Source organism: Oceanobacillus sp. FSL W7-1304, from assembly GCF_037969805.1.
GTDB classification, from domain to species: Bacteria; Bacillota; Bacilli; order Bacillales; family Amphibacillaceae; genus Oceanobacillus; species Oceanobacillus profundus.
In genome coordinates, this window is the sequence record NZ_CP150211.1 from 2708807 (window position 1) to 2730659 (window position 21853).

General features: G+C 36.6%; 22 protein-coding genes. 18 read left to right on the forward strand and 4 right to left on the reverse strand.

The window, feature by feature from the left end:
* Positions 1 to 92 precede the first annotated feature (92 nt).
* From yaaA to dnaA, 3 genes are all read right to left on the reverse strand, one after another.
* Entirely contained in the window at positions 93 to 308 is a 216-nt protein-coding gene (yaaA, locus tag NYE61_RS13775) for a S4 domain-containing protein YaaA (protein ID WP_095313987.1), read from the reverse strand.
* Positions 309 to 879: 571 nt separating this feature from the next.
* Positions 880 to 2016 (reverse strand): DNA polymerase III subunit beta, encoded by a 1137-nt coding sequence (dnaN, locus tag NYE61_RS13780; protein WP_251659713.1) that lies wholly within the window; start codon positions 2014 to 2016, stop codon positions 880 to 882.
* A gap of 289 nt (positions 2017 to 2305) precedes the next feature.
* Positions 2306 to 3649, reverse strand: a complete 1344-nt coding sequence (gene dnaA, locus NYE61_RS13785) for a chromosomal replication initiator protein DnaA (RefSeq protein WP_095313991.1) — start codon at positions 3647 to 3649, stop codon at positions 2306 to 2308.
* A gap of 943 nt (positions 3650 to 4592) precedes the next feature.
* Between dnaA and rpmH the strand changes: the two genes are divergently transcribed.
* From rpmH to NYE61_RS13850, 13 genes are all read left to right on the forward strand, one after another.
* On the forward strand, positions 4593 to 4727 hold the full coding sequence (gene rpmH / locus NYE61_RS13790; protein WP_011067894.1) for a 50S ribosomal protein L34: 135 nt from the start codon (positions 4593 to 4595) through the stop codon (positions 4725 to 4727).
* Positions 4728 to 4938: 211 nt separating this feature from the next.
* Positions 4939 to 5280, forward strand: a complete 342-nt coding sequence (gene rnpA, locus NYE61_RS13795; protein WP_095313992.1) for a ribonuclease P protein component — start codon at positions 4939 to 4941, stop codon at positions 5278 to 5280.
* A gap of 90 nt (positions 5281 to 5370) precedes the next feature.
* Positions 5371 to 6129, forward strand: coding sequence for a YidC family membrane integrase SpoIIIJ (spoIIIJ, locus tag NYE61_RS13800; RefSeq protein WP_095313993.1), 759 nt, complete (start codon positions 5371 to 5373; stop codon positions 6127 to 6129).
* A 14-nt stretch (positions 6130 to 6143) separates the two neighbouring features.
* Positions 6144 to 6758 carry an RNA-binding cell elongation regulator Jag/EloR gene (jag, locus tag NYE61_RS13805; RefSeq protein WP_303447149.1) on the forward strand — a complete coding sequence of 205 codons (615 nt, stop codon included), beginning with the start codon at positions 6144 to 6146 and terminating at the stop codon, positions 6756 to 6758.
* Between the two features lie 355 nt (positions 6759 to 7113).
* Positions 7114 to 7983 (forward strand): hypothetical protein, encoded by an 870-nt coding sequence (locus NYE61_RS13810; RefSeq protein WP_095313996.1) that lies wholly within the window; start codon positions 7114 to 7116, stop codon positions 7981 to 7983.
* A gap of 31 nt (positions 7984 to 8014) precedes the next feature.
* Positions 8015 to 8638: a hypothetical protein gene (locus tag NYE61_RS13815; RefSeq protein ID WP_095313998.1), complete on the forward strand. Its 624-nt coding sequence runs from the start codon at positions 8015 to 8017 to the stop codon at positions 8636 to 8638.
* Between the two features lie 238 nt (positions 8639 to 8876).
* Positions 8877 to 10253 (forward strand): tRNA uridine-5-carboxymethylaminomethyl(34) synthesis GTPase MnmE, encoded by a 1377-nt coding sequence (mnmE, locus tag NYE61_RS13820; RefSeq protein WP_095314000.1) that lies wholly within the window; start codon positions 8877 to 8879, stop codon positions 10251 to 10253.
* 46 nt (positions 10254 to 10299) lie between these two features.
* On the forward strand, positions 10300 to 12186 hold the full coding sequence (mnmG, locus tag NYE61_RS13825; RefSeq protein ID WP_251659716.1) for a tRNA uridine-5-carboxymethylaminomethyl(34) synthesis enzyme MnmG: 1887 nt from the start codon (positions 10300 to 10302) through the stop codon (positions 12184 to 12186).
* 75 nt (positions 12187 to 12261) lie between these two features.
* Positions 12262 to 12978 carry a 16S rRNA (guanine(527)-N(7))-methyltransferase RsmG gene (gene rsmG, locus NYE61_RS13830; protein ID WP_095314004.1) on the forward strand — a complete coding sequence of 239 codons (717 nt, stop codon included), beginning with the start codon at positions 12262 to 12264 and terminating at the stop codon, positions 12976 to 12978.
* Positions 12979 to 13387: 409 nt separating this feature from the next.
* Positions 13388 to 14245: a nucleoid occlusion protein gene (gene noc / locus NYE61_RS13835; RefSeq protein ID WP_118889306.1), complete on the forward strand. Its 858-nt coding sequence runs from the start codon at positions 13388 to 13390 to the stop codon at positions 14243 to 14245.
* A 185-nt stretch (positions 14246 to 14430) separates the two neighbouring features.
* A complete protein-coding gene (locus NYE61_RS13840) occupies positions 14431 to 15204 on the forward strand; it encodes an AAA family ATPase (RefSeq protein WP_118889307.1) in 774 nt (257 codons plus the stop codon).
* Positions 15185 to 16024, forward strand: a complete 840-nt coding sequence (locus NYE61_RS13845) for a ParB/RepB/Spo0J family partition protein (protein ID WP_118889308.1) — start codon at positions 15185 to 15187, stop codon at positions 16022 to 16024. The genes NYE61_RS13840 and NYE61_RS13845 overlap by 20 nt, the downstream gene beginning before the upstream one ends.
* 238 nt (positions 16025 to 16262) lie before the next feature.
* Complete coding sequence (locus NYE61_RS13850) at positions 16263 to 16967, forward strand: DUF554 domain-containing protein (RefSeq protein WP_303447148.1); 705 nt, start codon at positions 16263 to 16265, stop codon at positions 16965 to 16967.
* Between the two features lie 157 nt (positions 16968 to 17124).
* Here the strand turns inward: NYE61_RS13850 and yyaC are convergent, their stop codons facing one another.
* Positions 17125 to 17748, reverse strand: coding sequence for a spore protease YyaC (yyaC, locus tag NYE61_RS13855; RefSeq protein ID WP_095314012.1), 624 nt, complete (start codon positions 17746 to 17748; stop codon positions 17125 to 17127).
* A gap of 91 nt (positions 17749 to 17839) precedes the next feature.
* On the opposite strand from yyaC, the gene NYE61_RS13860 reads away from it, so the two are divergent.
* From NYE61_RS13860 to rpsF, 5 genes are all read left to right on the forward strand, one after another.
* Positions 17840 to 18862 carry a hypothetical protein gene (locus NYE61_RS13860; protein ID WP_095314014.1) on the forward strand — a complete coding sequence of 341 codons (1023 nt, stop codon included), beginning with the start codon at positions 17840 to 17842 and terminating at the stop codon, positions 18860 to 18862.
* Between the two features lie 19 nt (positions 18863 to 18881).
* On the forward strand, positions 18882 to 19781 hold the full coding sequence (locus NYE61_RS13865; protein ID WP_095314015.1) for a mechanosensitive ion channel family protein: 900 nt from the start codon (positions 18882 to 18884) through the stop codon (positions 19779 to 19781).
* Positions 19782 to 19820: 39 nt separating this feature from the next.
* Positions 19821 to 20015: a DUF951 domain-containing protein gene (locus tag NYE61_RS13870; protein ID WP_303447147.1), complete on the forward strand. Its 195-nt coding sequence runs from the start codon at positions 19821 to 19823 to the stop codon at positions 20013 to 20015.
* Between the two features lie 261 nt (positions 20016 to 20276).
* Complete coding sequence (gene ychF, locus NYE61_RS13875) at positions 20277 to 21377, forward strand: redox-regulated ATPase YchF (protein ID WP_095314020.1); 1101 nt, start codon at positions 20277 to 20279, stop codon at positions 21375 to 21377.
* A gap of 182 nt (positions 21378 to 21559) precedes the next feature.
* Positions 21560 to 21847 (forward strand): 30S ribosomal protein S6, encoded by a 288-nt coding sequence (gene rpsF / locus NYE61_RS13880; protein ID WP_095314021.1) that lies wholly within the window; start codon positions 21560 to 21562, stop codon positions 21845 to 21847.
* The last annotated feature ends 6 nt before the right edge of the window (positions 21848 to 21853 follow it).

Genomic DNA, 21853 nt, shown 5'->3' on the forward strand with positions numbered 1-21853 from the left:
TTTCCTTCGTTTTATTGGTAAAAATTCACATTGCACGTGCATGAATGACCAATAAAATTAAATTCTAATCAACAGGGTAGCGTTGGATGCAATCAGCTTACGACAATATACGAGCCAACATCTTCTATTTCGACTACATCTTTTGGATAGAGCTTTCTCCCACGTCGATGTTCTATTTCTCCATTTACTAATACACCTACATCTGCTAGAAAGGCTTTCACCATTCCACCGGACTCCAAAATATTAGTCAGCTTAATAAATTGGCCCAAAGTGATGTATTCTGTATTTATTTTAATTTCTTCTTGCATGTTCATCACCAAATTCTTATGATTTTTTAAAACAAGCACATCTTTTTAGATGATGTGATAATGCGAAACTTCATTCCGCAGAGGTTTTCTTTTGCCCCCATGAAATGCATCATTCGGGAGACAGTCAGGCCTTTGAACAGAATCAGAAGTTACGGACTGTTAATCCTCATTTTACAGGTTTTGGTTCTTAGACTAAGAGGCGAGATATTACAGTTTTTTAATACGAGATAAAAATACGATGTTAGAAAAGAAACAAATTAAATTTCGATTCCACATCTGTAAACATCCTTTTATTTGTCTTATATACCTATTTTACTAAAGTTTTGGGTGAAAGGGAAGGTAAGACCTCTAATTGTCATAAAAACGCGCAAAAGGGCTTATATTTTGCTATGAACGAAAAAAAGCCCTTATTAGAGCTTTTTTCGCAGTTAGGCAATTAAAATTTGAGTGCTGTGTATAACTTAGTTGCCGAAACAGACACGTTCACAAAGTGCCAATGACCAGCGAGACTGCTACGATAAGACGTTGCGATGGTAGTCTGGAAGGGCACTTCGCTTTTGTGTTAAGTTTTTTAGAAGGTACGAACAGGTAAAATTAATTGTAATATTGAATCCTCGTTCAGTGGATGAATAACAAATGGCCGCATAGCACCTGTGAATTCGATGATCACCTCATCGTATTCAATTGCTTTTAATGCATCAATCATATATTTCGAGCTGAATGATATCTTCAACTCTTCCCCCTCCATTGCTTGGATGCCGATTTCCTCTACGACATTACCAACTTCTGGTGAGTTACTAGAAATTTCAATGACAGAATCATTTGGTGTAAAAAGCCTGACGACATTATTACGTTCTTCTTTTGCAAGAAGTGATGCACGATCAATTGTATTGAGTAATTCTTTTGTTTTTACTTGAATCTTCGTTTTACTTTGCTCTGGAATTAGTCGAGAGGTTTCTGGATAATTTCCATCAAGCAAACGAGATAAGAAATTTAAATGCTTTGTACGGAAAAGAATTTGATTGTTTGTAACACTTATTTCAACCGTTTCTTCCGTATCATCAAGTATTTTATATAATTCGTTTAAGCTTTTCCCTGGTACAACAACTTGCTGAAATGCAATGTTAGCATCTGCTACAGGGATTTCTCTTTTTGCCAAACGATGACTGTCTGTTGCTGTAAAAGATAGAACTTTGTCAACTAATTTCAAATTAACGCCTGTCAAAATTGGTCGAGTTTCCATTGTGGATACTGCAAATACAGTTTGTTTAATCATACTTTTCAACAGATCAATTGGCATTTCAAAGCTATCATCCGTTTGTAGCTTAGGTAATAGTGGATATTCCTCTGCATCTTGACCATTTAGATTAAATTCAGCTTTTCCAGACCGAATGGTAACTTTCAGATTGGAATCAACTTCAATTTCAACTGTATTCTCTGGTAGTTTGCGAATAATATCTGGGAAATATTTTGCTTGTAAAACAATAGATCCTTCCTCAATTTGCTCTACATATACCATATCATCTTCTTCTGCTGGTATGTAAGATTCAATGGAAATATCGGAATCACTTCCTGTTAGTGTAATTCCGTGTTGTTTTGCTTCAATTTTCATTCCAGTAAGAATTGGAATAACGGTCCTCGATGAGATTGCTTTCATGACATCCTGTATACCTGCAATTAATCGATCACGTTTGATAATAAATTTCATGAAAATATCCTCCTAATTTGGAAGTTCTTTTATAGATTGTTCAAAAGTTAGGTAAAAATGTCGGATTTACTTTCTAACTCTTTTTATTCCTTTTTGAACATGTATTTATATATATATTTATTTTTATAAAAAACAGTAATAATAGTAATAGGCGCTGTGATTATGTGGATAAGTGCATTTCCATCAAAACCAGTAAAGTTTTCCACATGTGCATAACCTGTTTATATGCTTGCGCACTTATAAACATTATTCACATGTGGACAGCTAAGTCGAAAACAAAAAAAGAGACTTATATCGTTTTTAATGTTTCTTTTATATCTTCAATATCACGATTTAAATCGGAATCTTCTTCAAGTAATTTCGAAATTTTTTCGTGTGCGTGAATGACCGTCGTATGGTCTCGTCCACCAAATTCCTCTCCTATTTTTGGTAAAGAGAAATCGGTAAGCTCTCTGGAAAGATACATTGCAATTTGTCTAGGAAAGGCAATCGATTTTGTACGTTTCTTTGCTGCAAAATCTTCAATACGAATATTGTATCTTTCCGCTATAATTTCCTGTATTCCTTCAATGGTTATTACTTTAGGCTTACTGCTTGGAATAATATCCTTTAATGCATCTGCTGCAAGCGAGGCATCAATATCTTGATTAACGAGTGAGGAGTAGGCAACAACGCGGATAAGCGCTCCTTCTAATTCGCGGATATTCGTATTGATTTGATTTGCAATATAAAGCATGACCTCATTTGGTATATCAAGTCCCTCAGCCTTTGCTTTTTTTGTTAAAATTGCAATTCTCGTTTCCAAATCTGGTGGTGTAATATCGGTAATTAGTCCCCATTCAAAGCGTGATCGTAAGCGATCTTCCAATGTTGGAATTTCTTTCGGTGGACGATCACTCGAGATAATAATTTGTTTACTTTCTTCATGTAAAGCATTAAATGTATGGAAAAATTCTTCCTGTGTCGATTCTTTTCCAGCAATAAATTGAATATCATCAATTAATAGAACATCGATATTTCGATATTTATTACGGAAGCTATTGGATTTGTTGTCCATAATGGCATTGATGAATTCATTCGTAAATTTCTCAGATGTTAAATAAACAACCTTTGCTTTTGGATTATGCTCACGAACATAGTGTCCAATTGCATGCATAAGATGTGTCTTACCAAGACCAACACCACCATAAATAAAGAGTGGGTTATAAGCTTTGGCTGGCGCTTCTGCTACAGCTAAAGAAGCAGCATGAGCAAATCGATTTCCCGCACCGATTACGAATGTATCAAATGTATATTTGGAATTTAACATAGATTTAGGCATATCATTTGTAATGGATTCGGCTTTTTGGTTTGTCACTTGTTTTGTATCTTCTACTTCCATATTTGAAGTAGGAATAATAAACTTTGTATTTAATTTTGTACCAGTGACTTCACCAAGAATATCGGATATGAGTTCTGTATACTGTGTTTCAAGCCAATCTCTAGCAAATTCATTTGGTGCAGATATAATCAATGTATTTTTTTCAATAGCTTCAGCCTTTGTATTTTTTAACCACGTATCAAAGCTGGGTTTGCTAATTTTTTCTTCAATTTTCTCTAACGTAGCAACCCACAATTCTTCGATGTTTTCCAAAATCAATCTCACTCCTTTCAAATTGGTTTACACATGTTATTTTAGGAAACAAAATTCAAATCTTGTAAGTAGCTTAGTTCCCTAAACAGCCACCTCCAGCTCCAGCATCCAGCGACTAGCGAGACTTCCATCACCTCATGACACGCTAAAGAAGACTTGCCGACTGTTAATACATGAGAATTAGTCGCACTTATACCCTTGTGGTGAAAGTTAACATTGTCTCTGTACGAATGTTCGACAGGTCGAACCACCCAAAAGTTGGGGTGCAGTCCGTACGCCGCTAACCACGTGCTTACGCTTTTGCAAATGACAGAAAAAGCCTCTCTCAATCTTGAATAAGATGGAAAGGCATATCATATATATGTTTAAAACATATCTTGACATATACGAATAGAAAATATTTAGTTATATGAAATCTATTTTGGCAGACAGGAAAATAAAAAGTTTCCTTTTTTGCATAACTACGATAGAGAGACTTGTGGATAGTAAACCATATGAATAATAAAGAAGAAAGTTGCTTATAAACGTTATCCACATGTATGTGGAAAAGGTTATTCGATGCCCTGTGAACAACTATCCACATATTATCCACAGATTGTGAATAAGTTTTATTGCTGTTTTTGATTTCCACAGGTTAAAACATAAATATAATATCAAATAAAAGTGAATAAAGCAATGGTTTTTGGATAGTTATCCACATATTCAAGACCTTGTGCATAATAACTATCCACACTACTATATTTTGTGCTTAACTTGTAAATAGGTGTTGTGGATAGAAAAAAAACCTAAAATAATTATAAACGGGCTCTGTGGATAAAGATTTTTTAAATCTAAGTTGACAGATGATGGTTGTTTTTCGTATAATGTCAAGGACTGTCTATTGATAAGTTATTATTTTTAATTTAGATATTTAAAAGGGATCCCTTGGGGAGGTGCAGAATAAATGAAAAGAACGTTTCAACCAAATAACCGTAAACGCAAAAAAGTACATGGCTTTCGTGCGCGTATGAGTACTAAAAATGGACGTAATGTTTTAGCTCGTCGTCGCCGTAAAGGAAGAAAAGTATTATCTGCATAGGCCACTGAAAAGTCAGTGGTCTTTTTCTGCTTTAAAGGATGTTCAAAAGTCCGGTAAAAATGACACATCGAACTTCTTGGTCCTTTTTATCCTCCTTTTTGAACGTAAACTGAAGCGGAAGAATGATCGGAAAAGCAGTGATTCAAGCTGCTTTTTTTATACATAATTTATTGCGGGCGATGGTGTTTGAGTATAAATAAAGGTGATAAAGATGAAGAAAGCGTTTCGTATAAAAAAAAATGAAGAATTTCAGTACCTCTTTAAACATGGGAAATCCTTTGCTAACCGACAGCTTGTTATCTATTATGTAAAGAAGATAGATCAGGAGCATTTTCGTATTGGTCTTTCTGTTGGTAAAAAAATCGGGAACGCGGTTACGCGAAATAGAATTAAACGCTTCTTAAGACAAGCCTTCCAGGATCTAGAGGATAATATCGAAAACTCCTATGATATCGTTATTATTGCTAGAAATCCAACCAAGGATATGGGCCTTGAGGAAGTAAAAAAAAGCCTGACACATTTACTGTATAAGGAGAGGCTTTTAAATAAATAGGAAAAATCTATTTAAAGATAGAATCTTACGTGTAATTAGGATAAAATAACAGGTAGAGCGTGATGAGGGTCATATGAAGGAGGAAATAAATTGCGTAAAAAGATTTTTTTGCTGATAACCTTTGTAGGTTTAATGGCAATCCTTTCTGGCTGTACGGAGATTAATGAACCGGTTACGGCCGAAAGTGAAGGAATTTGGAATACGATTTTTGTTTATCCATTATCATGGGTAATTATTAAAATAGCTGAAATTTTTAATGAAGGTTACGGATTATCGATTGTTATTGTAACAATTTTAATTCGTTTATTGATTTTACCACTAAGTATTAAACAATTAAAAAGCTCTAAAGCAATGCAAGAAATTCAGCCAAAGCTTCAAGAGCTCCAAAAGAAATATAGTTCGAAAGATGCGACTACACAGCAAAAGCTGCAGCAAGAAACGATGCAGTTATTCCAGAAAAACGGTGTAAATCCACTTGCTGGTTGTTTGCCGATTTTTGTACAAATGCCTATCCTGATTGCGATGTATCATGCGATTATGCGTACTGCCGAAATTAGTACCCATAACTTCCTATGGTTTGAACTTGGTTCACCAGATTATATTTTGCCGATTTTAACGGGGGCATTTACGTTCTTGCAACAAAAACTAATGATGTCAACAAATTCTGCATCCAAGCAAAATCCGCAAATGGCAATGCAAATGCAGGTTATGCTTTACGTAATGCCAATTATGATTGGTGTTATGGCATTCTTTTTCCCGGCAGCGTTAGCATTATACTGGGTAACAGGTAACATCTTTATGGTTGTTCAAACACTTCTCATTAACAAACCGATGATGACGAATAAGTAATGGAGGAGAAAATAGTGAGAGAAATAACTGCTAGTGGACAAACAGTCGAAGAAGCGGTCCAATCGGCATTAGAGCAGTTAAACACCACGAAGGACCAAGTAGAGATTGATATAATCGATGAAGGAAAAAAGGGTGTACTCGGCATTTTTGGATCGAAACGTGCCGTTGTCAAAGTTACAATTGCTAAAAACCCAATAAAAGAAACTGAGAAATTAATTAAAGAAATAGTAGGCAATATGAATCTTTCGGTTGAAGTGAAGACTACTGTTGAGAGCAACCAGGTGACCTATGAATTGGATGGTGCAAACATTGCAATTTTAATTGGGAAACGTGGACAAACCTTAAACGCATTGCAATACTTATTGCATCTCGCAATTAATAAGGATAAAAAAGCTTACTACACCGTTGTATTAGACGCAGAAGGATATCGCGGCAGAAGAAAAGAAACGCTCGAGTCCTTGGCACATAAAATGGCGGATAAAGCAAAGCGTCTCAATAAAAAAGTAGCACTTGAGCCAATGCCGGCTTTTGAGCGAAAAATCATTCATAGTGCATTACAAGGTATTAATGACGTTTCGACTTATTCAGATGGAGTAGAACCACATCGGCATATCGTCATTAAACCATAAAGAACCCCGCTAAAGACATTCTTTAGCGGGGTTCTGCATAAATATTACTAAAACATTAACTTAAACTAGCTCTTTTCGGCTATACCACAGTGTCGGACACTGTGGTATTTTTAGTATGTGGAAAAGTATATAAAGTAATTTTGTTATCATATTATTTAAAGGTTTTCATCAAGTTAGCAGCTTATTTGATGTAACATCTACGAGATAAATAGTAAGTTTATTCAAAAAATAACGTATAACTACAGCGAAAACAATTTCTCCATGATTAAAGAGCAGATGGCATAAAGAAATAGTTGCTAATGACATAGCCATTTTTTTATTGGATAAGAAAAGAGAATTAAGGAGGAACCAAAAGGTGAAAAAATACCATTTGCCGGGGATTATTGCACTTTTAATATTTATATCGATATGTTCTTTTCATTTTTTTCAGCCCTCCTCTATAAAGGCAGAGGAATTTAGTTTTCCTATTAATTCGGATGGAAATTTAGAGAATAGCTACATAGGAAGTTCTGTCACAACGACCGGAACAGATATAGAGGAGACTTATTGGGATACGGTTACGGACTGGTTTGATGGTGTAGGAGAAACGATTGATACAGCTTTAGAGAATATTAAAGAAGTTTTTGATAACATTGTTAGCTATATTAGTGAATTAATTACAACAGTTGACAATGCTGTCGGCGAGTTCACTGGAAACGATGATGCGACGGATGCAATAGATGACGTCAATGGTACAATTGATCAAGCAAAAGATACAATCGACGATATAAATATTGATGAAGATTCAAATGGTAATATCGTTTATCGCGTATTACGAGAAGACGAGGATCCGACGAAAGGCATTTTTGCAAAGGCTCCAGAACGCGAGCATATAACCATTGCTGGACATGTTAATAATGGCGGGAAGAAAAACTTCAAAGGGTCAAAATATATTTCAACAACGAAAAGTTTTGATATAGCACTAAAAAACGCAACATCAAACATTATGGATAAAGGCAGCGCTCATGATCTTCGAATCGTAAAAATTGATTTAAGCAAGGTAACAAATATGTATTATGATTTAACAGATCCAAAAGTTCAGGACAAGTATCTCGTAAATTCGAAAGGTGAACCTTGGGAGAAGGTTAGAAGATATGCCAATGCATCACAAGAATTATTAGTGGAATATGAAATTCCAGCTGCAGCCATTGAGCTGTTAGGTCGACCATCTGAATTACTAGAATAAGGATGGATTCTTTTATAGGAGTGTGACAAGTGTGCGTGATATAAATAAGCATATCCATAATTTTGAGGAATCAGCGTTAAATTTACTTGTTGATCTTCGAATGGGGGACGGTTTTAACGAAAAGGCGTATGAAAAGGTTGTTGAAATGCTTACTTTATTTAAAATGGAATACAAAGGAGTAAGTAGTATACCAAAAGAGGTAGCTACAATGATGGTTGAGCTTTATGGTGAACTCTATAACTTTTCGCTTAATTATGCTGGTGAAGAATCAGAACAGATCCTGAAGGCAGCTAAAAACATAAAAATAGTAATCGAAAAATGCTTGGAAGAAACAGGAGAAGCAGAACTTCAAGAGAACCAGACTTTTACAAAATTAGTCAGGTATATAAATGAAGATGGTTATTTTTTTGAAAAATTGCGTAGTGGTAAGGGATTGGATGAGCAACAATTTGAAAAAATATATCAAGAGCTGGAATCGAGCCTAAAGGAGGTTCACTCCTGGGATGCATTACCAAAAGCATTTGTAGCAATTCTGATTAACTTTTATGAAATGGATTTGTTTGTTTATGTATATCAGAATGAGTTCCATCAAGAAGAAGAGGCAGATAAAATTTATGATGCTTATGAAAGAGTATTTGAATTGATAGCTGGATAAAGAATAAAAAATCAATATCATCAACAGCTAGCGTAGTTTGATAAAATAAAAAGACGAGAGGTTATTCACATGTGGATAACCTCTCGCCTTTTTTATTGGAAGCTTACTGAAAAAAATAATTGTGGATAAGTTTATTTTTTAATGAAATTATGTTATTCTATTTTGTTAGTGACGTAAATTTAAATTATTGTCCATTGATATAGATAAAAGCTTTTAAAAAATGTTGGAGGTGATCGTGATGGAGACAGATACAATTACTGCGATATCAACCCCGATTGGTGAGGGGGCAATAGCGATTGTAAGATTGAGCGGTCCTGAGGCAGTTTCAATGACAGCACGTATTTTTAAAGGGAAAAATTTAAACCAGGTAGATTCTCATACGATTCATTATGGGAAGCTTATCGACCCAAAGACAAGTGAGATTGCTGAGGAAGTAATGGTTTCTGTGATGCGCGCACCGAAAACATTTACTCGTGAAGATGTTGTTGAAATCAACTGTCATGGTGGTATGGTAGCCGTAAACCGGGTGCTAGAGCTTATCTTAAGCATTGGTGCACGCTTGGCAGAGCCAGGAGAGTTTACAAAACGTGCATTTTTGAATGGGAGAATTGACCTTTCGCAGGCAGAGGCTGTTATGGACCTCATTCGAGCAAAAACAGACCGAGCAATGTCTGTGGCATTAAAGCAGATGGACGGTCGCTTATCCGGGTTAATTGGAAAGCTGCGTCAGGAATTGATTGAAACAGTTGCACATGTCGAAGTAAATATTGATTATCCAGAATACGATGATGTGGAAGAAATGTCCCACGAAATGATGCGTACGAAAACAAAGGAAGTTCATAAGAAGATTGATGAATTATTAAGTGTCGCAAAACAAGGGAAGATTTTACGTGAAGGTCTTGCTACAGCAATTATTGGCAGGCCAAATGTCGGAAAATCTTCGTTAATGAATACACTTGTACAGGAAAATAAAGCAATTGTTACAGATGTTCCAGGTACAACTCGTGATATAATTGAGGAATACGTCAATGTACGTGGTGTTCCGCTTCGATTGGTCGATACAGCTGGAATTCGTGAAACAGAGGATATTGTGGAACGAATTGGTGTCGAGCGTTCAAGGCAAGTATTAAAAGAGTCCGATTTAATTTTATTTGTACTAAATAACAATGATGTCTTAACAGATGAGGATTTCAAGCTCTTTGAAGCAGTAAGTGGGCTTGAATATATCGTCATTATAAATAAAACAGATCTGGAACAGAAGCTGGATATGGACCGTGTAAAAGAGCTTGTAGGAGATAGACCGCTAGTTACGACTTCTCTAATTGAAGAAGAAGGGGTAGACGAATTGGAACAAGCTATTGCTGATACATTCTTTGCAGGAGAAATTGAGACAGGTGATCTAACCTATGTTTCGAATGCAAGGCATATCCAATTACTGCAGCAAGCAAGCCTTGCGTTAGAAGATGCGATGGAAGGTATTGATCTCGGAATGCCAATGGATATCGTGCAAATTGATGTTACCCGGACATGGGAGTTTTTAGGTGAAATTATTGGAGATACTGCGAGTGACAGTTTAATTGATCAGTTATTCTCGCAGTTCTGTTTAGGAAAATAGATTGGAATAGGTATACGGAATTAAAAAATTAGAAAGGATGAATGTGATGACATACAATGCTGGTCATTATGATGTTATTGTTATTGGCGCTGGGCATGCAGGGGTCGAAGCTGGCTTTGCTGCAGCAAGAATGGGTGCCAAAACGTTAATGCTAACATTGAATATCGATATGATCGCTTTTATGCCATGTAATCCATCAATTGGTGGACCTGCTAAAGGGATTGTTGTTCGAGAAATTGATGCCCTCGGTGGAATCATGGGGAAAGTGATTGATAAAAGCTACATCCAAATGCGGATGTTAAATACCGGAAAAGGCCCAGCTGTGCAAGCTTTACGTGCACAAGCTGATAAGCCAATATATATGCGCGAAATGAAAAAACTTATTGAAAATGAAAAGAATTTGACTGTTCGTCAAGGAATGGTAGATTCTTTAATTGTTGAGGATGGTGTATGTAAAGGCGTTGTCACAGAATCAAAGGCAACGTATACTGCAGAAGCTGTCATTGTTACGACAGGAACATTTATGCGTGGTAAAGTATTGATGGGGCATTTGGAATATGAAAGTGGTCCAAATAACCAACGTGTTTCTGTGAAGCTTTCTGAGAACTTAGAGGAGCTTGGTTTTGAATTAACACGATTTAAAACAGGTACACCGCCACGTGTTAATAGTCACACGGTTGATTACTCCAAAACGGAAATCCAGCCAGGAGATGACAATCCACAGTCATTCTCCTATGAAACAACGGAACAAATTACGGATCAGCTTCCATGCTGGTTAACCTATACCAATGAATTTACGCACCAAGTAATTAACGACAATTTAGGTTTCTCCGCGATGTATTCCGGTGCAAAACGTGGAACAGGTGCACGTTACTGCCCGTCAATTGAGGATAAAATTGTTCGTTTTAATGATAAACCGCGTCATCAAATCTTCTTAGAGCCAGAAGGCAGAGATACGGAAGAGGTTTATGTGCAAGGTTTATCTACTTCATTACCTGAATCTGTTCAGGAAGAGATGTTAAAAACAGTACCAGGTCTTGAAAATGCCGTTATTATGCGTGCTGGCTATGCGATTGAATACGATGCGGTCGTACCTACTCAGCTTTGGCCAACATTAGAAACAAAGAAAATACCAGGATTGTATACAGCAGGACAAATTAATGGTACCTCTGGCTATGAAGAAGCTGCAGGGCAGGGGATTATGGCTGGTATTAACGCGGCAGCGAAAGTACTTGGTAAAGAGCCAGTTATTTTAGATCGTTCTCAAGCATATATCGGTGTTCTAATTGATGACTTAGTTACCAAAGGCACAAATGAGCCGTATCGCTTATTAACGTCACGTGCGGAATATCGTTTATTGCTCCGTCATGATAATGCTGATTTACGTTTGACAGATATGGGATATGAGCTAGGGTTAATCTCTGAAGAACGTTACGCTAAATTCCAACAGAAGAAAAGTTTCGTAGAACTGGAGAAAAAACGACTTAAAAAACTTACAATTAAGCCAACGGAGGCAGTAAATGCGATTATGGAAAGTGCGGGAGCTACTCCATTAAAGGAACCAGTAAAAGCTTATGATTTGCTGAAGCGTCCAGAGCTAAGCTATGATCATATTGAACAAATGATAGAAGCGAATACGGAATTGAGTCCTGAAATGCGCGAACAGGTAGCAATTCAAGTGAAGTATGAAGGCTATATTAAAAAAGCAAATGAGCAAGTAGAGCGAATGTTAAAAATGGAAGACAAGAAGATTCCAGATGATATTGACTATGATGCTATCCATGGATTGGCAACAGAAGCGGTAGAGAAGCTGAAAAAAGTTCGTCCACTCTCTGTAGGCCAAGCGTCTCGAATCTCTGGTGTTAACCCTGCCGATATATCCATCTTGCTTGTATATATTCAACAGGGAAATATTGCACGAATTGCAAATTAAAATGAGGTGGAGATAGCGACGTATGAATAAGGTACGTCGCTATTCTTCCATTACATAGAAGGGACTAGTTGATTAATGAATCCAGAACAATTTGTAGCTGCACTAGGTGAACAGGGAATTGAGTTAACAGATGCACAACGTGAGCAATTTTCAACTTACTTTCGAATATTAGTAGAATGGAATGAAAAAATAAATTTAACAGCGATTACAGACGAAGAGGGTGTCTATTTAAAGCATTTCTATGACTGTATTACAGCTGCATTTCATTATGATTTAAGAGAAGAATTACATATTTGTGATGTTGGAGCCGGTGCTGGATTTCCAAGTATTCCACTGAAAATCTGTTTTCCACACTTAAAGGTTACGATAGTTGACTCATTACAAAAGCGAATTGGATTTTTGAATCATTTGGCAGCAGCGTTAAATTTAACGAATGTAGCTTTTTATCATGATCGAGCGGAGACTTTCGGCAAAAACAGTTCGTTTCGAGAATCTTTTGATATCGTAACTGCAAGAGCGGTTGCAAGAATGTCTGTACTTAGTGAGTTATGTTTGCCATTAGTGAAAAAAACGGGTGCTTTTATTGCGATGAAGGGTGCGCAAGCGAAAGAAGAGCTACAAATAGGAGAGAAAGCTATTGAGCTACTTGGCGGAGAAGTAGAAGCGATTCATACCTTTGCACTACCACAAGAGGAAAGTGAACGCTCTATTGTTGTTATTCGCAAAAAACGAAAGACACCAAAAAAATATCCAAGAAAAGCTGGTCTTCCAAACAAAGAACCAATTGAATAAGCATTATTATTTTATTTTGAAATTCGTATAGAAAAGACACCACCTGCTATACGAATTTCCTTTTTTATTTAAATGAACAAATCGTTTTTCACGAAAGATTCATTACTTTTTTGAGGACAAATGTGGTAAAATAAATGTAATATAAGGTAAGTATATTTCGCACAGCAGCAGAATGCTGGCGCGTTTTTTCTTGTAAATTCCTTTTTATCACGTATTAACGGTTTGTAATAACCCCATCAGCTTGAGAAAGATAAAAAATGTGAAAATGGGAGACGTATGGAACCCCACTGAATGAAGTTTTACTTTATGCTATACTTGATTTAAATTAGACATTCAATTGTTTCACGTGAAACAATTTTTATACATAGATGATTTTATTTTGTTAAATTATGAAGGTGGTGTCAGGTAAGTGGTACATCCTTTTAATCGGATATTTGGTTTAGGGGATAAAGGAACCCCTGAATTAGAGGAGACGGAGGAATTTAATCCAGATGAAGTGATTCAGCTTCCAGTAGATCGAATTCAAGCGAACCGTTTCCAACCAAGAACTATTTTTAATGAAGAAAAGATAAAGGAATTGGCTCAAACCATTCATACTCATGGAATGATCCAGCCAATTGTAGTAAGAAAGCTAGATGAAGAAAAATTTGAGCTGATTGCTGGTGAACGAAGGTGGAGAGCTGTTCAATCTCTAGGTTGGGAGAAGGTATCTGTCATCATTCGGGATATGTCTGATGCAGAGACAGCTTCTGTGGCATTAATTGAAAACTTACAACGGGAGGAATTAACCGTTATAGAAGAAGCATTAGCATATGCAAAGCTATTAGAGCTACATTCATTGACTCAAGAGGCATTGGCGCAGCGATTAGGTAAAAATCAATCAACGATTGCAAATAAGCTAAGACTTTTAAAGCTTCCAGAGGAAGTGCAAACAGCTTTATTAAATAAAACGATAACAGAAAGACATGCACGAGCGTTAATCAAGCTTAAGGAACCGGAACAGCAATTGCACGTTTTGCAGGTCATTATGGATAACGATTTGAATGTGAAACAAACAGAAGAACGAATTGCTAAAATGAATGAGCCGAAAGAGCAAACAAAGAAACGTCCAAAATTAAAAGGTGTCAATAAGGATATTCGGATAGCAATGAATACCATTCGACAATCCTTAAACATGGTGTCAGATACCGGAGTAGAAGTGGAATCGGATGAAAAAGAGTTAGACGATTACTATCAAATTACGATTAAAATACCTAAAAAGAAATAATACTTATCATACTATTTAACATTAGCCCATCTTTGTCGAAAAGGTGGGTATTTTGCATAACCAGTTTGTTTTTAGTTGATAAATTGCCATTTTATCATTACAATTTCACAAAAAAAGAAAAAAAGATAGTCGCTTCTATTCATTTAGTGATAATATAGTATGTATATAGTTAGGTAGGTGTCAACATGGGAAAAATATTGGCCATCGCAAATCAAAAAGGTGGCGTTGGAAAGACAACTTCGTCCGTAAACCTTAGTGCTTGTCTTGCTTCTTTAGGGAATAAAGTATTACTTGTTGATACAGATCCACAAGGAAATGCAACAAGTGGGGTAGGAGTTAATAAAGCAGACGCTAGTAACTGTGTTTATAATGTGCTTGTTGAGGATTTGCCTGCAGAAGAGGTAATTGTTTCGACAAATATAGACAATTTAGATATTATACCTGCAACCATTCAATTGGCTGGTGCAGAAATTGAATTAGTCCCTATTATCTCAAGGGAAATTCGTTTAAAAAGGGCACTTGAAAGTTTAAAAGAAAACTATGATTATATCATTATAGATTGCCCGCCTTCTTTGGGGTTATTAACCATTAATGCACTGACTGCCTCTGATTCTGTCATGATTCCAGTCCAGTGTGAATATTATGCGTTGGAAGGACTTAGTCAATTGCTTAACACCATTCGTCTTGTTCAAAAACATTTGAACAAACAATTGATGATTGAAGGTGTATTACTAACAATGCTTGATGCAAGAACAAATCTAGGTATTCAAGTGATTGAAGAGGTTAAAAAATACTTTCAAGATAAAGTCTATAAAACAATTATACCGAGGAATGTAAGATTAGGAGAGGCTCCAAGTCATGGAATGCCAATTATCAGTTATGATCCAAAATCCCGAGGTGCAGAGGTTTATCTTGAATTAGCGAGGGAAGTGATGGCAAATGGCGAAAGGGTTGGGTAAAGGACTTAATGCTTTGTTTCTGAATGAAAACGAGCAAGAAGAAGCTGGTTCAATAGAAGAAATTGCTATCACAGAATGTAGGCCAAATCCTTATCAACCGAGAAAAACATTTCATGCGGATGCAATCGAGGAAATGAAAGAGTCTATCTTAGAGTATGGCATTATTCAACCTTTGGTTGCGCGCAAAAGTATTAAAGGGTATGAAATTGTTGTAGGTGAAAGACGTTTTCGGGCTGCTAAAGAAGCTGGTTTAAAAACAATCCCAGTCATTGTCAAAGAGCTAACGGATGAAAAAATGATGGAGATTGCTCTATTAGAAAACTTACAGCGTGAAGACCTTACACCAATTGAAGAAGCTCATGCCTATGCAAACTTGATGACGGAGTTAAAAATTACACAAGAAGAGCTGTCAAGGAGATTAGGAAAGAGTCGTCCACATATCGCGAATATGGTTCGTTTGCTTTCATTGCCAGATCAGGTTGTTGCCTATATTAATAACGGAGAGTTATCAATGGGGCATGGACGCGCCCTCTTAGGTTTAAAAGACAAGGATAAGTTATTCCCGCTGGTAAATAAAATTCGTCATGAAAAACTAAATGTCCGTCAGGTTGAGAAATTAATTATCCAGTTGAATGAAAAACAGCCAGCAAAAAAGGAAAAACCGAAAAAAGACGTTTTTCTGGAAGAACAAGAGACAGTATTGAGAGAGCGATTAGGTACGGCGGTTAATATCCAAAAAGGTAAACGTAAAGGAAAAATCGAAATTGAATTTTACACGGATGATGATTTAAATCGTCTTATCGAATATTTAAATAAATAGGGTATTTAGAAAGACTGATCGTTTCTACTATCAGTCTTTCATTTTATTTAAAGAAGGTTAATGGAAGATGTTCCACGTGAAACATTCACGGCGGGATACTTGCCAGGGCCACAGTCTCAGACCTTTTCCTGTACTATTTTCAACCGGATAAGGAATACCCGGTTGATATTGCATTAGATTTTCGAAGATACACCGCCCTTAAATTACATATAACGAAAAAAATGGTGGAGAGATAGAAATGATTTTATTTGGTACATTAGTAAATGGAGCACTCATACTTATAGGTTGTATTTTTGGATTGTTTTTCACGAAGATACCTGAAAGATACAAAGAAACGGTTATGCACGGTATTGGACTTGCTGTTGTATTGATAGGCTTGCAAATGGCATTGGTAGGCGACCAAATTATAATTGTCCTATTAAGTCTTCTTACTGGGGCAATAATTGGTGAATTTACTCATTTGGAAGAAGGGCTAAATCGTCTTGGCTATTGGGTAGGCAGTAAATTCACGAATACAGATAGTGATACAAGCATCGCCCAAGGCTTTATTACAGCAACATTGATATTTTGTATTGGCGCAATGGCTATTATTGGTGCATTGGATAGTGGGATACGAGGCGATCACGAAGTGCTTGTTACAAAAGGGGTAATTGATGGTTTTACTGCACTTGTATTAACAACAACATTAGGATTTGGTGTAATATTATCGGTAATACCGGTTGTTCTCTATCAAGGTATAATTGCGCTGGTTGCAACACAAATTGAGAGATGGTTACCTGAAGAATTTTTAAATGGATTGATTGTAGAAGTTACAGCTGTTGGTGGTTTATTAATCGTAGCAATTGGTTTAAATCTATTAAAAATCACAAAAATTCGCATCGGTAATTTATTGCCTGCGATTGTGACGGTAGGAATTATTTATTATATCTATTCGCTTTTATAAAATAAATTGATACATCGATCCATTTAATACTGGCAAAGGAAGTGTCCATACATACTTCCTTTGCCAGTATTTTTTTGGTAACCTTTCGTTTTGAAAGGGGCATGGTAGGCTTTATTACTTTTCTAGTGAATATAGCACATAAATAATAAGCAGAAAATTATACGGTCCACTTCTTGACCGGGTGTTTCTTTGAAATAACCACGGTAGGCGAATAATTATAAGTAAGCTGCTGATCGATGTTGCTTAAAATCCCGGTTATTTTTTTTGCCATATCCATAACAACGGATAATCTCGTGTTTTGTAAAATAGAATGCTCCATAAATCCACTAATATTGACTACTCCTGTAATGTTCATATCTCCAATAGTAGGTAAAGCTTTATTTAAAGCCGCTCCTGGCTTTAAAGGGGCTTTTTCCGTAATGATATGACCAATCGAGGAATTCCTTCCGAGACAAGCGTCTATTGCGATAATAAAAGGGTTGCGATGATTCTCTTTTACAATGGTAATCGCTTCTTGCATATTTACAGCATGCACAGGATCATGAACCGTCCCATAAACATGCAAATGCTTTGGTTTTGTTTCTTTAAGAAATGTACCGGTTAATGGACCAAGTGCATCTCCGGTCGATCGATCTGTTCCAATACATAAGATGATATATTCCCGCGGGGCATCTGGGAACCAGGATAGTATTTTTTCGCACATTAAATGGGAAAGCTCGGAATCCGTATAAGGCATACGGAAAGTCTCTATTGGCTGCTCAAATCGATTCTTTAAATACATAGCTTATCCTCCACAAACATATTGGTATAGTATACGGATTATTTTGCCGTTCTATACATACAAATGCCTTAAAATATTGGAGGAATAGTAGATGATTTTTGCTGGGTTGAAATGGATGTTTCTAATCATTGGAACGACAATTGGTGCTGGATATGCATCTGGGGCGGAGTTATGGCAGTTTTTTGGCCATGAAAGCAGTTTGGCGATTGTTTTGTTTAGTGTTTTCTTTTCGATTTGCTGTATGGTGATTATGGAAATTAGCTATCGATTAAAATCATCGCATTATTTGCCTGTATTAGAGGAAATAGTTGGTGCTAGGTTAACGGGTGTATTTGATGTTATGATTTTATTATACTTATTTACAACAACGATTGTTATGATTGCTGGCAGTGGTGCAACTGGACAGGCGTTTAATTACTCCTATTGGTGGGGTATAGGTATTATTGTAGTTGCGCTCATGTTATTATTTTTAAAAGGCGTGAATGGGCTGCTGCAAGTGAATCAGTTTATTTTACCGATTATGCTTGTGGGCATGCTTGCTATTCTGATTATGTTTACGGTTGATCAGGAATTAGCGCTATTTTCACACTGGCATGAACAACGAAATTGGATGGCTGCTTTTCCATTTACCGCCCTGAATATTCTTCCGCTTGTAGCCGTGCTTGGAGCAATTGGAAATAAAGTGCGGTCTAGAAATGAGATTATTTTTGCGTGTGTAGGCAGTGGTTTGATATTAGGTGTAATTTCCTTTATTTATAATAATAGTCTAATTCAAATTGCAGAAGAGATTTTACTGTATGAGATTCCATTATTTGCGATATTAAAGCATTATCCGATGGAGATACTGGTATTTATGTCAGTTATGCTATGGTTTGCGATCTTTACGACAGCTGCTGCTGGTATGCTTGGAATCGCGACACGACTGCAGCAGTATTTCCAAAAACCGTTATTCCTAATTGTAATGCTTACATTAATCATTATGATTCCCCTAACTACCTTTGGTTTCTCTACATTAATACGTGTGATTTATCCACTATATGGGATTCTCAATTTGTATATATTGACAAGACTATTATTATATCCAATTTGGAAACGTATGGAGAAGGTTAGATAGAATGTTTGGAGGTTTTACTATGGATGAAATTAACGATCAAGTAACAAATGCATGGGATTATATAACAGGTCCAGAACTATGGAGAATATTGTTGTCTTCAGCTTTACAGATTATCATCATTATTTGTCTAGCATTGATTATCGTTAAGGTAACGAGAAAGCTGGTTGATAAGTTATTTGTCAATCGAACTACAGGTCCAATCCGTATTTCGGAACGACGAGAAAACACACTGAAAAAGCTAATTAAAAATGTGGTAGCATATGTAGTATACTTTATGGCCATCGTAATGATTTTAGGCGTGTTTGAGTTTGATATTGGTCCACTACTTGCCGGTGCTGGTGTCCTTGGTTTAGCAATTGGTTTCGGTGCACAGAACCTCGTGCGAGATATTATTTCCGGGTTCTTCATTATCTTTGAAGATCAGTTTTCTGTCGGTGACTATGTAGCCGTTGCAGGTATAGAAGGCACGGTAGAAGAAATCGGTCTTCGTACAACGAAGGTACTGAGCTGGACAGGGGAGATGAATATCATCCCGAACGGAAATTTAACACAGGTGACCAATTATTCGGTTCATAATGGGTTATCGATTGTAGATATAAATATTCCATACGAGAGTGATGTTGCTGATGTGGAAAGGATTATTCAGGAGGTTGCTGTAACGTTACCGGAAAAGTATGATTTTCTAGTTGGAACACCAGAAATAATCGGGGTACAAAATTTAGACGTCTCCCATTTTGTAATTCGAGTTATTGCTGATACATTACCAGGTTTCCAATGGGCTGGTGAGCGAAATATTCGGAAGGAGCTCCAAGATAAATTATATAAATCTGGCATTGAACTCCCATCACCACGTGTTGTTTTATACTCAAAGGAAGAGAGAGAAGACTTAAAACGTGAAAATAGAGGGCAGAGCCATTAAAATTTGGATATAATGTATGTAAAAAAAGGAGATCCAAAAATGGAGAAAGAATTTAATTTGAATGATGTTGTAGAGATGAAAAAGCCCCATCCATGTGGAGAAAACCGTTGGAAAGTTATTCGCATGGGAATGGACATCCGGATTAAATGCCTTGGTTGCGATCATAGTGTGATGATTCCGCGAAGGGAATTCGTTAAAAAGCTGAAAAGAGTACTGGAAAAAGCGGAGAGTTAGGGGTTTGATGGTGTAGGGATTGTATAACTAAAATAGCTAATTTTTGAAATTAGTTAAAATTGACTACACACTACTAAAAATAGTATTATATTCTTATAAAGAGATACGAAAAACCAAAAGTAATAGGGTAAATGTGCAAAAATAGGTATACTTAGTGTACCTATTTTTGTTTTTTACTTACTTGTCTTTTTAGTAGCCACTATTCTATAATTGGAGTACAAACGCGTTTTATGAATGGAATCCTTAAGGAGTGAAAGTTTAATGTCTTTAACAGCAGGAATCGTAGGTCTTCCGAACGTGGGAAAGTCCACGCTTTTCAATGCAATCACACAAGCTGGAGCTGAAGCAGCGAACTACCCGTTTGCAACGATCGATCCAAATGTGGGAATTGTAGAAGTACCTGACGAACGTTTAAATAAATTAACAGAATTAGTAAAACCGAAGAAAACTGTCCCAACTGCCTTTGAGTTTACGGATATTGCCGGGATTGTAAAAGGTGCGAGTAAAGGGGAAGGGTTAGGGAACCAGTTTCTCTCTCACATTCGCCAGGTGGATGCAATTTGTCAAGTCGTCCGTTGCTTTGTTGATGAGAATATTACACACGTATCTGGAAAGGTAGATCCAATTGATGATATTGAAATCATCAATCTTGAATTAATTCTTGCTGATTTAGAAACGGTAAATAAACGTTTCCAGCGTGTCGAGAAGCTGGCTAGACAGAAGGATAAGGAAGCTGTTATTGAGCATGACATCCTTGTAACCCTAAAAGAGGGTCTGGAAGCAGAAAGACCTGTAAGAGCATTGGAATTTACAGATGAACAATGGAAAATTGTAAAAGGGCTGCATTTGTTAACAAGCAAGCCAATCCTCTATGTAGCGAATGTAAGTGAAGATGAGGTTGCAGATCCAGATTCAAATGAAAATGTACAAAAGGTAAGAGATTATGCTGCAAACGAAAATGCAGAAGTAATTGTCATTTGTGCAAAAATTGAAGAGGAAATCTCCGAGCTTGACCAAGACGAAAAAGGTATGTTCCTTGAAGATTTAGGAATTGAAGAATCTGGTTTAGACAAGCTGATTAAAGCTTCTTATAGCTTATTAGGATTAGCAACTTACTTTACTGCTGGAGAGCAAGAAGTCCGAGCCTGGACATTCCGCAAAGGGATTAAGGCACCACAAGCAGCAGGTATTATTCATACAGACTTTGAAAGAGGTTTTATTCGTGCTGAAACAGTTTCCTATACAGACCTTGTGGAAGCTGGTTCGATGGGGCATGCACGGGAAAAAGGAAAGGTTCGATTAGAAGGAAAAGAATATATCGTTCAAGATGGCGATGTTATTCACTTCCGCTTTAATGTATAAGCAGGAATATAAAATTTAAAAACGTACAATTAGGTATCTCTCGAATACTTGTCAAACGAAACAGGATTTGGTATAATACGTTATTGTGAGTAATTAGATTATGATTATTCCTTGCTCCTATTATGTTGAACAACTGTTTTAAGATAGATAGGGGCCGCTAAGACCAAAAGGAGGTGTAACGGATGAGAAAATACGAAATCATGTACATCATCCGCCCAGACATTGAAGAGGATGCTCAAACAGCTTTAGTTGAGCGTTTCAACAAGATCTTAACAGATAATGGCGCGGAGATCGCAAAAGTGGAAGAAAAAGGCAAGAAGCGTCTTGCTTATGAAATCCAAGACTACCGTGATGGATATTATGTTCTTATTAACTTCAGCAGTGGCGAAGAAGCTGTTAACGAGTTTGACCGTCTTGCTAAGTTCTCTGATGATATTATTCGTCATATTGCAATTCGAGATGAAAAATAATAAGGA